Source organism: Acuticoccus sediminis (assembly GCF_003258595.1).
GTDB lineage: Bacteria > Pseudomonadota > Alphaproteobacteria > Rhizobiales > Amorphaceae > Acuticoccus > Acuticoccus sediminis.
Genome location: NZ_QHHQ01000007.1, coordinates 174,501 through 187,931, shown reverse-complemented (window position 1 = coordinate 187,931; position 13,431 = coordinate 174,501). Strand labels below are relative to the sequence as shown.

The following is a 13,431-nucleotide window of genomic DNA, read 5'->3' as shown; positions in this document are numbered from 1 at the left end:
CGTGGTAAGTGACGTCCAGTGTCCTCGTAGCTCAGCAGGATAGAGCACAGGATTCCTAATCCTGGGGTCGCAGGTTCGAATCCTGCCGGGGACACCACTCCGATATTTTCTAGTGAAATCAATTATTTCGCTAGCTCAGCCATGGCGAACTGGTTGAGCGTTGTCGGCAATGTGCCCAGATCCGATAATGGCGTCGATCAGATCGCCGAGGGTGGCGATATTGAATGGCCCCTTCGCCACTGGGACTGAACCGCAGTGCGGAATGTATTGATCATCTTAGGGGCTGCTCTGTTGTCCGGCGCCACCGATGCGGCGGCTGAGGTGGTCAACGTCGAATGCGTCTTTGACATGCGACGTGACGCCGATGGGACCAAGAGCGACCGGATGGAGCTTCACTACAAGCTCGACAAGACAACTGGACGCGCGATTCTGGAAGGCAACGCTGGCTTAAGCGATGTGGTTTTGCATATGGGCACGGAAGGCTTCAGTTTCATCGAAGTGACCGAGTCCGGAGCGGTTATGACGACCACCGTTGTGATATCGACAGGTCGCGCAGTGCACAGCCGCAACACCGTAATTGTTCGTGAACTTGTCGAGAGCCAGTACTTGGGGCGATGCAGCTGGTGACGCGCTTCACGTCAGCTGACGCGGGCTGAATCGCTGCGGGCCTCGCCCACATCGGGGCGACTCTTACACAACATCAGGTCATCCCACGGAAAACTCGCTGAGGAGTTGCCACGCGATGCCCGCCAAGCACAGCTTTGGAGCCGCCCCATGGTGCCGAAGGAACGCTGCGCCACCGCAGCAATCTTGGCGCGGCGTTACCCCGTCGGCATCAACACCAGGTCCTGGGGGATGCCGTCGTCGCACTCGGGGTGCAGGATTTCCAGGTCGGGGACGTAGACCGGGATCGGCTGGGCGATGCCGCGGACCTGATGGGCGCCGGCGCTCAGCATCGAATGGCCGTGCCGGCGGCCGATCTCCGCGACCGGCTCGGACACCAGGTAGTCGATCCCGAGGCGGCTGCAGAGGGCCGCGATCCGCGAGGCGATGTTCACGTCGCGGCCGATGACCGTGAAGTCGAGGCGGTCGCCCGAGCCGACGTTGCCGTACGCCGCGTCGCCGATGTGGATCGCGATGCCGAACTTGATATTGGCCACCACCCCGTCCGACACGAACGGCTCCACCTCGGTGGAGAGCGCCGCGCGGGCGGCGGCGAGGGCGGCCGCCACCGCGCTGTCGTCACCCGACGGCCCGGTCGGGAAGATCGCCAGCACGGCGTCGCCGATGAACTTCAGGATCTCGCCGCCGTGCTGCTCGATCGGCGGCACGACCACGTCGTAGTAGCGGTTGATCACCTCGGCGGTCGCCGCGACCGGGAGCTGGGTGGAGATGGAGGTGAAGCTGCGCAGGTCCGCCACGAGGATCGCCGCGCGAACCTCGCTGGTCTGCCCCCTGTGCACCGTGCCGTTGACGATCTCGCGGGCCGGCACGCGGCCGACGTAGGCCGCCAGCACGTCGCGCAGGATCACGTTGAGCGACTTCAGCTCGACCGTCGCCCGCACCGCCGGAATGATGGACTTCAGGATCGACCGCTGTTCCTCGGAGAACCCCTCGAGGGCCTTCGTCGCGACGGTGATGTTCATCTGCCGGCCCATCGCGGTCGGCATCGGGATGACGATGTAGTACCGCAGCCCCTCCGCCTTGAGGTCGGGCACGATGCCGTATTGCTCGTCGGCGGTCCGGTCGAGGTCGATCTCGACCCAGTTGCCGCTCTCGTTGGCGACCTTGAAGGGGCTGCGCTCGTACATCCCGCTGTTGCGGCTGATGTACGTGTAGCGGGAAAATTCCAGCTCACGCTCCGGCCGCCAGACGAGGCCGCCGGCGATCAGCGAGGGGTTGAGCAGGCCAAACGAGATCGTGAACCGATCGAGCTTGAACCCGATGGCGATCAGGCGGTGGGCCAGCCCCTCGATGATCGCCGGCAGCTCGAGAGCCATGGCGTCGCCAAGGAGCCAATTGTCGATTGCGAGGGCACGGCCATCGGAACGCGTCACAGGGAATCTCACTGATGTGTCGTTAGCGCAGGTGGGGGCCGCCCGGCAGCGGGCAAGACTTATACACGCAGAACTAGCTTAACTTATATCAGAATCGCGCCATACGGGAACCTGATCGCCCACACCGCGCAGTGCATGTGTTCCACACGGAACGAGACCCGGCACGGCGGCGCTGCATTTCTCGTCGACCAGCATGGAGACACCGATGAACTTGGCGAGCTCCTCGAGCCGCGCCGCCCGGTTCACCGTGTCACCATAGACGGTGAACGCCTGCCGGTCGACCGAGCCGACGCTGCCGGAGGCCACCGGCCCCGCCGCGATCCCCACCCGGATGTCGAACGCTTCGGTCTCGCTGCGGGCGATCAGCGCGCGGCCGGCCGACAGCGCCGCCCGCTCCGGCTCGTCGAGGTCGAGCGGCGTGTTGAACGTGGCGAGCAGCCCGTCGCCGGTGAAGGTGATCACGACGCCCCCGGCGGCGGCCACCTCGTCGGCACAGCGCGCCAGGAAGGCGTTGAGCTCGGCGATGACCTGGCCCGGGTCGCGGGTGTGGGCGTAGACGGTGAACTCGGTGATGTCCATGAAGAGCGCCGCCGCATGCCGCACGCGCGGCTGCAGCGACACCGGATCGCTGAGGATCCGCTCGGCGATCGCGGCCGGGACGAAGCGGCCGAGCCGGTTGCGCACCTCGGCCCGCGCCGCCCTCTCCCGCTCCCGCTCCGCCTCGGCGGCCACCTGGGAGAAGAACACGCGCCGCGCCCGGGCCACCGCGATGGCGAGCACGATGGTGACGAGGATGGTGATGATCGCCTCGGTCATCCGGTTGCCGCGGGCGATGAAGTCCGGCGACAGGATGAGCGCCTCGTACTCCTCGCGCGAGGCATGGCTCGGCAGGTCGGACCAGGAGATCCGCCGGTCCATCTGCGCGACGACGAGGATGTAGGCCGACATCCAGCACGTCACCGCCGAGAGGCCCGACCACAGGACCATCGACGGCGACAGGGTCAGCGTCGACAGCGCGATCAGCGGCATGAGCAGCATGATGTCGGAGTTTCGGAAGGCGTAGATCTGCGGCAGGTCCATCCCCTGATAGACCGGCACCATGACAAAGAGGCCGCTGATGGCGGCGACGTCGATGGTCGAGATCAGGAAGCGGAAGAGCGGCCGGTCGAGCCGGGAGTCGATGGCGAGATAGTACGGCACCCCGAGGGCGGTCAGCGCGAGGAGGAAGCCGATCCCGAACCGCGTCGGCGTGTAGCCGGAGGCGAGCGCCGACAGCACGTACCACGTCAGCGCGACGGCGAAGATGGCCGTGCGGCAGACGACGAAGAGCTGCAGGCCCCGCCGCTCGGCCCGGTAGAGGCGGTGCAGCTCGCCCGCGGTGAGCGCCATCTCCGGGGTGCGGAAGCTGGCGACCGCGCTGCGGCTCATCCGGACGATGTTGTGCCATCGCCAGATGGAGCGCCAGCGGCTGAGGCCGGGAGTTCGTCTCGTCTTCACCGCCACCGCTTCATCGCCGCCCTGCAGGGTGATCCTAGCGTCAACGCGCCGTCCATAATTGTCGTTTCGAGTGCGCGTTTTGAATCGCGGCGGAGCGTCACGGGGCCCGGGTGCGCCCGGCGCGTTGGATCCCGATCTGGTGCGTCGCGTCCGGGTCCTCGATCGGGCGGAACCCGAGCGCCTCGAAGAAGTGGGCGCGCCCGGTGCGGGTGCGCACGCAGCGAAAGGCTCCCGCCTCCGCCAGCAGCGCGCGAACCAGCGCCGAGCCCGTGCCGCGGCCGCGGACGGCCTCGGCGACGTAGAGCCGGCGGACCCGGCCGACGCGCGGGCCGCCGTCGCCGCCATCCGCCACGAAGGGGTCGCGGTTGAGGCCGCAGAAGCCGAGGCAGACACCGCCGATGAACGCGGCGAGGAAGGTCTCGCCGGGTTCATCGAACCGGTTGCTGCCGTCGGCCCAGTGACGAAGAAGCCGCCGCGCCGGGTCGTAACCGGCGCTGGCGGCTTGTGTTGCCAGAGAATTGACCGACGCCTCGTCGAGCGAGGCGCGGCGGATCATCAGCTGTCGAGGAAACTCCGCAGCTTCCGCGACCGGGACGGGTGCTTCAGCTTGCGAAGCGCCTTCGCCTCGATCTGGCGGATACGCTCGCGGGTCACCGAGAACTGCTGGCCGACCTCCTCCAGCGTGTGGTCGGTGTTCATGCCGATGCCGAAGCGCATGCGAAGGACACGCTCCTCACGCGGCGTGAGCGAGGCCAGCACGCGGGTCGTGGTTTCGCGCAGGTTCGACTGGATCGCGGCGTCGATCGGCAGGACCGCGTTCTTGTCCTCGATGAAGTCGCCGAGGTGCGAATCCTCCTCGTCACCGATCGGCGTCTCGAGGCTGATCGGCTCCTTGGCGATCTTGAGGACCTTGCGGACCTTCTCGAGCGGCATCGCGAGCTTCTCGGCCAGCTCCTCGGGGGTCGGCTCGCGACCGATCTCGTGGAGCATCTGGCGCGAGGTGCGCACGATCTTGTTGATCGTCTCGATCATGTGGACCGGGATGCGGATGGTCCGCGCCTGGTCGGCGATCGAGCGGGTGATCGCCTGCCGGATCCACCACGTCGCGTAGGTCGAGAACTTGTAGCCGCGCCGGTACTCGAACTTGTCCACCGCCTTCATCAGGCCGATGTTGCCCTCCTGGATGAGGTCCAGGAACTGCAGGCCGCGGTTCGTGTACTTCTTGGCGATCGAGATCACGAGGCGCAGGTTCGCCTCGACCATCTCCTTCTTCGCCCGGCGCGCCTCGCGCTCGCCCTTCTGCACCTTCTGCACGAGGGTGCGGAACTCGACGATCTCCAGACCCGCCTGCTGGGCGATGTCCTGGATCTCCGTGCGCAGGTCGGCGATGACCTGCTGCTCGTGGCTGACGAACTGGTTCCAGCCCTTGCCCGGAAGCTGGCCGACGCGCTCGATCCAGTTCGGGTCGAGCTCGTAGCCCTGGTAGTGCTGCAGGAAGTCCGCGCGGTTCACGCCGTACGAGTCGGCGATGCGCATCAGCTTGCCTTCGCAGGCCATCAGACGCTTGTGGATGTCGTAGAGCTGCTCGACGAGGCTCTCGATGCGCTGCGGATTGAGCAGGAGGCTCTTCACCGCGACGACGACGTCCTCACGCAGCTTCTTGTAGCGCTTCTGCTGGGTGGAGGAGAGCGCCTCGTTCTCGCCCTGCTGGGCCTCGACGTTCTGCTCCTGCAGCTTGCGCAGCTTCTTGTAGTTCTCGGCGATCGCCTCGAAGGTCTCGAGAACCTTCGGCTTCAGCTCGTTCTCCATCGCCGCGAGGGAGAGGGACGACTCGAACTCGTCGTCGTCCTCGTTCTCCTCCTCGCCGGGCTGGGCGCCCGGGCGGCCGGAGGCGAGGGGAATGACGTTGGACGCCTGGGAGCCGTCCTTCTCGCCCTCCTCGTTCGACTCGGCGAGGTGGCCCTTGCCCTCGGGGTCGGCGTAGGTCGCTTCGAGGTCGATGATGTCGCGCAGGAGGACCTTGCCCTCCATCAGCTCGTCCCGCCAGATGATGATGGCCTGGAACGTCAGCGGGCTCTCGCAGAGCCCCGCGATCATGAAGTTGCGGCCGGCCTCGATGCGCTTGGCGATCGCGATCTCGCCCTCGCGCGACAGGAGCTCCACCGAGCCCATCTCGCGAAGGTACATGCGGACCGGGTCGTCCGTCCGCTCGGTCGGCTCGCGGGTCGTGGACTTGGCGAGCGCCTTCGTGCCCGTGGGGCCCGCGAGCTCCCGGCTCTCGTCTGAGTCGTCGGTTTCCTCTTCGGCTTCTTCCCCGCTTTCCACAACGTTGATGCCCATGTCGTTGAGCATCGCCATCGTGTCCTCGATCTGCTCGGAGGTCACTTCCTCTGAGGGAAGCACCTCGTTCAGCTCGTCGTGGGTAACGTAGCCGCGGCGCTTAGCCGTGCGGATGAGCTTCTTGACAGCCGCGTCGTTGAGGTCGAGGAGCGGTCCGTCGGAAGCCTCGGTTTGCGGATCCTTTTGCTCTGCCGCGCTCGCCTTCGTCGCCATCGGGCCTCCAACACTCGGATATTGCGCACTTCAGCATGCGCACCGTTCAAAAGAACATGCTGTGCCGATCTAGAGCAAATGATGTCAAGATCAGGCCGTGTGGCGCACGCGCATAAGCCCGCGCTCGGTACAACGCGCCACCGATCACCGTAGATAACGCTCCCCGCAGAAGGTGCAAGGGAGTGCGCGGGGCAATCACAACGTTCAGGCGTTTGTCTTGGTTCCACCCGTTGCCTTTTTGCGGCGCATGGCGGCGGCCTCGTCCGCCAACTCCCTCTCGGCGTTCTGCAATCGTGTCGCGTGCTCCTGCATCGCGACCGTCAGCCGGATCAACCTCCCGTCATCATGTCCGCGCGCGGCAGCCATGCGTTCGGGCTCGGAGGCCAGCTCGGCCATCTCGCCCCGCAGCGCCAGCCTCTCGACGAAGAGCGACATGCAGCGGGACAGGAAGGCGTCGTCCGGGTCGCACTCCAGGATCGCGAAGCGCTGCAGGAGCCGCGGGCCGATCGGCTCGTGCGCCTCGCCCCACAGCTCCCCCAGGCACATCTGCGCCCGCGGCGGCAGCGCGGCGATGAGGTCCGGCGCCGTCTCCGGCAGGTGGCTCGCGTAGGTCTCGGCGAGGAGCGCGGCGAAACCGGCATGCGCCTCGCTGACGAAGGCGGACGCGTCGAGCTTCTCCGCGAAGGTCTCGATGAGATGGGGCCGCAGCACCATGAGGCCGAGGGCGATCCGCTCCAGGTCCAGCAGGGCGCGGTCGGCCGCGGCGGGTGCGGCAATCGGCGCAGCCGGCGGCGGGGGTGTCAGCCGGGTGCCCAGCTGCTGGCGCCCGCCGGCGGAGCGGCCGGGGCCATTCCGGGCGCCGCTCGCGGGCCGGTCGGACCGGCGGGTCCGCCTCAGGTCCCAGACCCGTTCGCGCAGCGCCGAGCGGTAGTTCCGCGCCAACCTCTCGTCGCCGATGGTCCCGACCAGCACGTCGAGGCGGTCGTCGAGCGCTGCGAGGCGCTCGGGCGTGTCGGCCCCCTTCTCCACCTCGCGGGCGAACAGCGCGTCGACGAGCGGCACCGCCTTCGCGGCGAGCGCCTCGAACGCGTCGCGGCCGCCCTCGCGGATGAGGTCGTCCGGGTCCTGTCCCTCCGGCAGGTGCAGGAACTGCACCGAGCGGCCGCCGGAGAGGAGCGGCAGGACGCGGTCGATCACCCGCTGCGCCGCCATCCGCCCGGCCTTGTCCCCGTCGAAGGTGAGGACGGGCTCGTCGGCCATCGCCCAGGCGAGGGCGAGCTGGTCCTCGGTGAGCGCGGTCCCGCAGCTCGCGACGACCTCGCCGACGCCGGCCTGCGCCAGCGCGATGGCGTCGAAATAGCCCTCGACGATGAAGAGGCGGTTGGCGCGGTGTGCCGGACCCCGCGCGCGGTGCGCGTTGAACAGAAGCTTCGACTTGTCGAACAGCGGCGTCTGCGGCGAGTTGAGATACTTCGGCTCGCGCCCGTCGAGGGAGCGCCCGCCGAAGCCGACGATCTTGCCGCGCGGGTCGTGGATCGGGACCATGAGGCGGCCGACGAACCGGTCGCGAAGCCGCCCGTCGCGCTTCACCGCGAGGCCGGTACGCTCGAGCTCGGCCTCGCCGATCCCCTCCGCCGACAGCGCCCGGCTGACCGCGCCCTGCACCGACGGGGCCAGGCCGAAGCCGAACGCCTTCAGCGTCTCCTCGCCGAAGCCGCGGCCGTTGGCATAGCGCAGCGCCTCGCGCCCCGAGGCCGACCACAGCGTGGACGCGTAGAGCGCGGCCGCCGCCTCCAACGCCCCGCGCTCCACCCGGCGCTGGCGCATCTCGCGCGGCTCCTCGCGGTCGCGTTCGGGGAGCGGCACGCCCGCCTCCTCGGCGAGCTGCTTCACGGCGTCCACGAAGTCGAGGCCGCCGTGCGAGGTCATGAATGTGATGTGGTCGCCCGACTCGTGGCAGCCGAAGCAGTGGTAAAAGCCCTTGCGGTCGTCGACGTGGAAGGACGGCGACTTCTCCTGATGGAAGGGGCAGCAGGCCCAGAAGTCGCCGCGCCCGGGCTGCGACTTGCGCCGGTCCCAGGTGACGACCTTGCCGATGATGGACGACAGCGGGACCCGCTCGCGCAGGCCGGCCAGGAAATCTTGTGAGAAGCGCATCCGTTCCCCCTCCGGCGAACGTCATTAACACGATGCGCTCAGAACGCCGGTGTTCAACTCGTCGGATTTGGGCGCGTCATCCCCATTGTCCCCGACAACCGGTTAAAGCCCGGTGCCTTCCAGCGTGTCGCAGTCGTCCGGGTTGCCGGACTTGAAGCCGTTCTGGAACCAGCGGACGCGCTGGTCGGAGGTGCCGTGGTTGAAGCTCTCCGGCACGACGTAGCCCTGGTTCTGGCGCTGCAGCGTGTCGTCACCGACGGCGGCGGCCGCGTCGAGCGCCTCCTCGATGTCGCCCGGCTCCAGGATGCCGACCTGCTTGGCCGAGTGGGCCCAGATGCCGGCGTAGCAGTCCGCCTGCAGCTCGATGCGCACCGACAGGGCGTTGGCGTCGCGCTCGGACATCCGCTGGCGGGCCTGATGGAACTTCGACAGCACCCCGACCTGGTTCTGGATGTGGTGGCCGACCTCGTGGGCCAGCACGTACGCCTGGGCGAAGTCGCCCGGTGCGCCGAGGCGCTTGGCGAGGAGGTCGAAGAAGGAGAGGTCGACGTAAACCTTCTGGTCGTTCGGGCAGTAGAACGGCCCCGCCGCCGCCGCGCCGAAGCCGCACCCCGTCGGCGTCGCGCCGGCGTAGGCGACGAGCGTCGTCGGCTTGTACTGGATGCCGGAGTTCGTGAAGATCTTGCCCCAGGTGTCCTCGGTCTCGGCGAGCACGACGCGCAGGAAGCCGACGGTCTCGCCGTCCTGGGCCTGCTGCTGCGGGCTCCGCTCGGGCGCCTGCTGGGAGACAACGCCGCCCTGGTCGCCGCGGGCGATCATCTCGAGGAGCTGCAGCGGGTTGATCCCGACGAAGATCCACAGCCCCACCGCGACGATGATGAAGAGGAGGATCGACCCGCCGCCGGCCTTCTTCACGCCGCCGCCGGTGGGGATCCGGATCCGGCCCCCTCCCGGAAAGCCGCCTCGGCGGAAGACAGGGCCCCCGCTGCCACGGCGGTCCTCGAAATTATCGCTCTGTCGGCGGCCTTCCCAACGCATCGATCGTCCTCCGGCGGAAAAATATATTACAGCAGCCGGACGGACTGTTCACCCGAAACTATGCACCCGGCCCGACATGAACGCCGCGAAAGGCGATGAGGTTGCCATCGTCCGGTGCCGCCGCCGGTTTCCCCGGTGCCGGCACGTCGTTGTGGATGGCACGCCATGAGGCGATTTGGCATACCTGCATCCTGTCTTTGCCGATCGAGGTCGACGTCAGGAGGGGTGGCGCGCCAACATTTTCGCGGTTAGGTCTCCCGTACTCAGTGCGCTTATGGCACTGAGTGCGCGCGCTTCGTGCGCATATCGATAGGGAGAAGACGCACGAGGTGCGTCTTTTTGACGAGGATGTCGCATGACGCCTGAACAGTTCCGCGCCTGGCGGAAGGCGAACAAGTGGAAGCAGAAGGAGCTTGCCGACCGTCTGGGCCTGAAACGGCGCATGATTCAGTACTATGAGCGCGGCGACCGCGACGGAAAGAGCGTCGAGATCCCCAAGACCGTCCGTCTGGCCTGCTATGCGATCGCCTGCGGTGTGGAAGAGTTCGACGGACACACCGTGGAATGGTCCTCGGCCCCGCCGGAAGGGGCACCCTCGCCCGAAATGGACGGTGCAATTTCCGACGTCGACGACGACGACGACGATTGATCGTCTCGCTACACTTTGCGCCGAGCGTGCGAACGCTCTATAGCGGGCCGTCTTTCCAGCCAACAACAGTCTGAAGCTGTCGCCGGTCCCTCAATGCCGAAACGCACCGACCTTTCCTCCATCCTCATCATTGGCGCTGGTCCGATCGTCATCGGCCAAGCATGCGAGTTCGACTACTCGGGCACGCAAGCCGTCAAAGCGCTCAAGGAGGAAGGGTTCCGAGTCGTCCTGGTCAATTCCAATCCAGCGACGATCATGACGGACCCCGAGCTCGCCGACGCCACCTACATCGAGCCGATCACGCCCGACGTGGTCGAGAAGATCATCGCCAAGGAGCGGCCGGACGCGCTGCTGCCGACGATGGGCGGCCAGACCGCACTCAACTGCGCGCTGGCGCTCTACGACTCGGGCGTTCTCGAGAAGTACGGCGTCGAGATGATCGGCGCCAACGCGACGGCGATCCGCACCGCCGAGGACCGCGACGACTTCAAGGTCGCGATGAACGAGATCGGCCTCGAATCGCCGCGCTCGGAGATCGCGCACACCCTGGCGGAGGCCTTCGCGGCGCTCGAGGTCGTCGGCCTGCCGGCGATCATCCGCCCCTCGTTCACGCTCGCCGGCACCGGCGGCGGCATCGCCTACAACCGCGAGGAGTTCATCGACATCGTCGAGCGCGGCCTCGACGCCTCGCCGACGACCGAGGTCCTGATCGAGGAGTCCGTCCTCGGCTGGAAGGAGTTCGAGATGGAGGTGGTCCGCGACAAGGCGGACAACTGCATCATCATCTGCTCGATCGAGAACGTGGACCCCATGGGCGTCCACACCGGCGATTCCATCACCGTCGCCCCGGCGCTGACGCTGACGGACAAGGAATATCAGCGCATGCGGACCGCCTCGATCGCGGTGCTGCGCAAGATCGGCGTCGAGACCGGCGGCTCCAACGTGCAGTTCGCGGTGAACCCCGACGACGGCCGCATGCTCGTCATCGAGATGAACCCGCGCGTGTCCCGCTCCTCGGCGCTGGCCTCGAAGGCGACGGGCTTCCCGATCGCGCGCGTCGCGGCCAAGCTCGCCGTCGGCTACACGCTCGACGAGCTCGCCAACGACATCACCAAGGGCGCGATGCCTGCCTCGTTCGAGCCGACCATCGACTACGTCGTCGTCAAGGTCCCGCGCTTCACGTTCGAGAAGTTCCCCGGCGCCAACACGACGCTGACCACTTCGATGCGCTCCGTCGGCGAGGTGATGGCGATCGGCCGCACCTTCCAGGAGTCGATGCAGAAGGCGCTGCGCGGCCTCGAGACGGGACTGTCCGGCTTCGACGACGCCGAGTTCGAGGGTCTCGTCCCGGGCGAGGAGAACCAGGCGATCCGTGCCGGCATCGGCGTGCCGCGGCCGGACCGGATCCTCAAGGTCGCCGAGGCGATGCGGCGCGGCTTCACGATCGACCAGATCTACGAGCACAGCCGCATCGACAAGTGGTTCCTGGAGGAGATCGCCGGGATCGTCGCGCTCGAGGAGAAGGTGCGCAAGCACGGCCTGCCGCTGACGACGGGCCTGATGCGCAAGCTGAAGGCGGCCGGCTTCTCCGACCAGCGCCTCGCCACCCTCGCCGGCATGACCGACGACCAGGTCCGCGGCCACCGCGAGCGGCTCGGCGTGCGCCCGGTCTACAAGCGGATCGACACGTGCGCGGCCGAGTTCGCCGCGCCGACGGCCTACATGTACTCGACCTACGAGACCGAGTTCGCCGGCGTGCCGCAGAACGAGGCGGCCCCCTCGAACCGCAACAAGGTCGTGATCCTGGGCGGCGGTCCGAACCGGATCGGCCAGGGCATCGAGTTCGACTATTGCTGCTGCCACGCCTGCTACGCGCTGTCGGACGCGGGCGTCGAGACCATCATGGTCAACTGCAACCCGGAGACCGTCTCGACGGACTTCGACACCTCCGACCGCCTCTACTTCGAGCCGCTGTCGCTGGAGGACGTCCTCGAGATCCTCGCGGTCGAGAAGTCGGCCGGCCGGCTGATGGGCGTCATCGTGCAGTTCGGCGGGCAGACGCCGCTCGGCCTGGCCCAGGGTCTGGTCGACGCCGGCCACACGATCCTCGGCACCCCGGTCGACGCCATCGACCTCGCCGAGGACCGCGACCGGTTCCAGAAGCTGCTGCACCGCCTGCGCCTGAAGCAGCCGGACAACGGGATCGCCCACTCCGTGGAGCAGGCGCGGCTGATCGCGACCGAGGTCGGCATGCCGCTCGTCGTGCGTCCGTCCTACGTGCTGGGCGGCCGGGCGATGGAGGTCATCCGCGACGAAGAGGGGCTCGACAAGTACCTCTTCAACGCGCTGTCGAACCTCGTCCCGCCGCACGTCCGCGCCAAGTACCCGAACGACAAGACCGGGCAGATCAACATGCTGCTCGGCAAGAACCCGCTGCTCTTCGACAAGTACCTCGACCGCGCGGTCGAGGTGGACGTCGACGCGCTGTCGGACGGCGAGGACGTCTTCGTCTGCGGCGTGATGGAGCACATCGAGGAAGCGGGTATCCACTCAGGCGACTCGGCCTGCTCGCTGCCGCCCCGCACCCTGCCCGACCAGATCGTCGAGCAGCTTCGGGCGCAGACCTCGGCCCTCGCCCTCGCGCTCGGCGTCGTCGGCCTGATGAACGTGCAGTTCGCGGTGAAGGGCGGGCAGATCTACATCCTCGAGGTGAACCCCCGCGCGTCGCGGACGGTGCCCTTCGTCGCCAAGACCATCGGCGTGCCGATCGCCAAGATCGCCGCGCGCGTGATGGCGGGCGAGCGTCTGTCGACGTTCAACCTCGTCTCCCGGCCGCTCGACCACGTCTCGGTCAAGGAGGCGGTGTTCCCGTTCTCGCGCTTCCCCGAGGTCGACACCGTGCTCGGCCCGGAGATGAAGTCCACCGGCGAGGTCATGGGCATCGACCACTCCTTCGCGGCCGCGTTCGTGAAGAGCCAGATGGCGGCCGGAAACGCCCTCCCCTCCGCGGGCAAGGTGTTCCTGTCGGTGCGCGATTCGGACAAGGCCTCGATCCGCGGCGCCGCCAAGCGCCTCGCCGAGGCCGGGTTCACGCTGGTGGCGACCTCCGGCACGCAGCGCGACCTCGAAGCGAACGGGATCGCCTGCGAGCGCGTTAACAAGGTGTCCGAGGGGCGGCCCCACATCGTCGACGCCATCAAGAACGGGTCGATCAAGTTGGTCCTGAACACTGCAGAGGGGCCGCAGTCCTTGAACGATTCCAAGTCGATGCGCCGTGCTGCCCTGTCCCACCGCGTGCCGTATTATACTACACTCGCGGGTGCACTTGCCGCGGCGGAAGGGATTGCCTTGCAGGGCCGTCAGGAACTTGAGGTTCGGCCGATGCAGTCCTACGTGAACGCTTCGCTGGACGTTTGACGTCCGGCGGAACGCTTCCGCACTTGCATTTTCGTCACAGTCTGTTGGAAACTGACCCACTTC

Annotated in this window: 9 protein-coding genes and 1 tRNA gene; 4 read left to right on the top strand and 6 right to left on the bottom strand. The window is 67.4% G+C overall.

What is annotated here, in order from left to right; translation table 11 throughout:
- The first annotated feature begins 20 nt into the window (after positions 1-20).
- A tRNA-Arg gene (locus DLJ53_RS26630) sits at positions 21-97 on the top strand.
- A 194-nt stretch (positions 98-291) separates the two neighbouring features.
- Entirely contained in the window at positions 292-627 is a 336-nt protein-coding gene (locus tag DLJ53_RS26625) for a hypothetical protein (protein WP_146620103.1), read from the top strand.
- Between the two features lie 194 nt (positions 628-821).
- On the opposite strand, the gene DLJ53_RS26620 is transcribed toward DLJ53_RS26625, so the two are convergent.
- The 6 genes from DLJ53_RS26620 to ypfJ all read right to left on the bottom strand — a co-directional run bounded on the left by DLJ53_RS26620 (position 822) and on the right by ypfJ (position 9,302).
- A complete protein-coding gene (locus tag DLJ53_RS26620; protein WP_146620102.1) occupies positions 822-2,000 on the bottom strand; it encodes an adenylate/guanylate cyclase domain-containing protein in 1,179 nt (392 codons plus the stop codon).
- A gap of 135 nt (positions 2,001-2,135) precedes the next feature.
- Entirely contained in the window at positions 2,136-3,554 is a 1,419-nt protein-coding gene (locus DLJ53_RS26615) for an adenylate/guanylate cyclase domain-containing protein (RefSeq protein WP_146620101.1), read from the bottom strand.
- 97 nt (positions 3,555-3,651) lie between these two features.
- Positions 3,652-4,110 carry a GNAT family N-acetyltransferase gene (locus DLJ53_RS26610; protein ID WP_111351079.1) on the bottom strand — a complete coding sequence of 153 codons (459 nt, stop codon included), beginning with the start codon at positions 4,108-4,110 and terminating at the stop codon, positions 3,652-3,654.
- Positions 4,110-6,107, bottom strand: coding sequence for an RNA polymerase sigma factor RpoD (gene rpoD / locus DLJ53_RS26605; protein WP_111351077.1), 1,998 nt, complete (start codon positions 6,105-6,107; stop codon positions 4,110-4,112). Before rpoD ends, DLJ53_RS26610 begins: the two co-directional genes overlap by 1 nt.
- A 204-nt stretch (positions 6,108-6,311) precedes the next feature.
- A complete protein-coding gene (gene dnaG, locus DLJ53_RS26600) occupies positions 6,312-8,264 on the bottom strand; it encodes a DNA primase (RefSeq protein ID WP_111351075.1) in 1,953 nt (650 codons plus the stop codon).
- 102 nt (positions 8,265-8,366) lie between these two features.
- Positions 8,367-9,302 carry a KPN_02809 family neutral zinc metallopeptidase gene (ypfJ, locus tag DLJ53_RS26595; RefSeq protein WP_111351074.1) on the bottom strand — a complete coding sequence of 312 codons (936 nt, stop codon included), beginning with the start codon at positions 9,300-9,302 and terminating at the stop codon, positions 8,367-8,369.
- A 355-nt stretch (positions 9,303-9,657) separates the two neighbouring features.
- Here ypfJ and DLJ53_RS26590 point away from each other — a divergent pair, with 355 nt between their 5' ends.
- Both DLJ53_RS26590 and carB read left to right on the top strand, forming a co-directional pair.
- On the top strand, positions 9,658-9,951 hold the full coding sequence (locus tag DLJ53_RS26590) for a helix-turn-helix domain-containing protein (protein ID WP_111351072.1): 294 nt from the start codon (positions 9,658-9,660) through the stop codon (positions 9,949-9,951).
- 93 nt (positions 9,952-10,044) lie between these two features.
- The gene (carB, locus tag DLJ53_RS26585; protein WP_111351071.1) at positions 10,045-13,368 is read left to right on the top strand and encodes a carbamoyl-phosphate synthase large subunit; all 3,324 of its coding nucleotides are present in this window, start codon (positions 10,045-10,047) and stop codon (positions 13,366-13,368) included.
- The last annotated feature ends 63 nt before the right edge of the window (positions 13,369-13,431 follow it).

What these genes read in the sequence shown, in the direction of transcription:
- DLJ53_RS26620 (WP_146620102.1), bottom strand. Translation starts at nt 2,000, where the DNA reads ATGGCTCTCGAGCTGCCGGCGATCATCGAGGGGCTGGCCCACCGCCTG.
- DLJ53_RS26610 (WP_111351079.1), bottom strand. Translation starts at nt 4,110, where the DNA reads ATGATCCGCCGCGCCTCGCTCGACGAGGCGTCGGTCAATTCTCTGGCA.
- rpoD (WP_111351077.1), bottom strand. Translation starts at nt 6,107, where the DNA reads ATGGCGACGAAGGCGAGCGCGGCAGAGCAAAAGGATCCGCAAACCGAG.
- dnaG (WP_111351075.1), bottom strand. Translation starts at nt 8,264, where the DNA reads ATGCGCTTCTCACAAGATTTCCTGGCCGGCCTGCGCGAGCGGGTCCCG.
- ypfJ (WP_111351074.1), bottom strand. Translation starts at nt 9,302, where the DNA reads ATGCGTTGGGAAGGCCGCCGACAGAGCGATAATTTCGAGGACCGCCGT.
- DLJ53_RS26590 (WP_111351072.1), top strand. Translation starts at nt 9,658, where the DNA reads ATGACGCCTGAACAGTTCCGCGCCTGGCGGAAGGCGAACAAGTGGAAG.
- carB (WP_111351071.1), top strand. Translation starts at nt 10,045, where the DNA reads ATGCCGAAACGCACCGACCTTTCCTCCATCCTCATCATTGGCGCTGGT.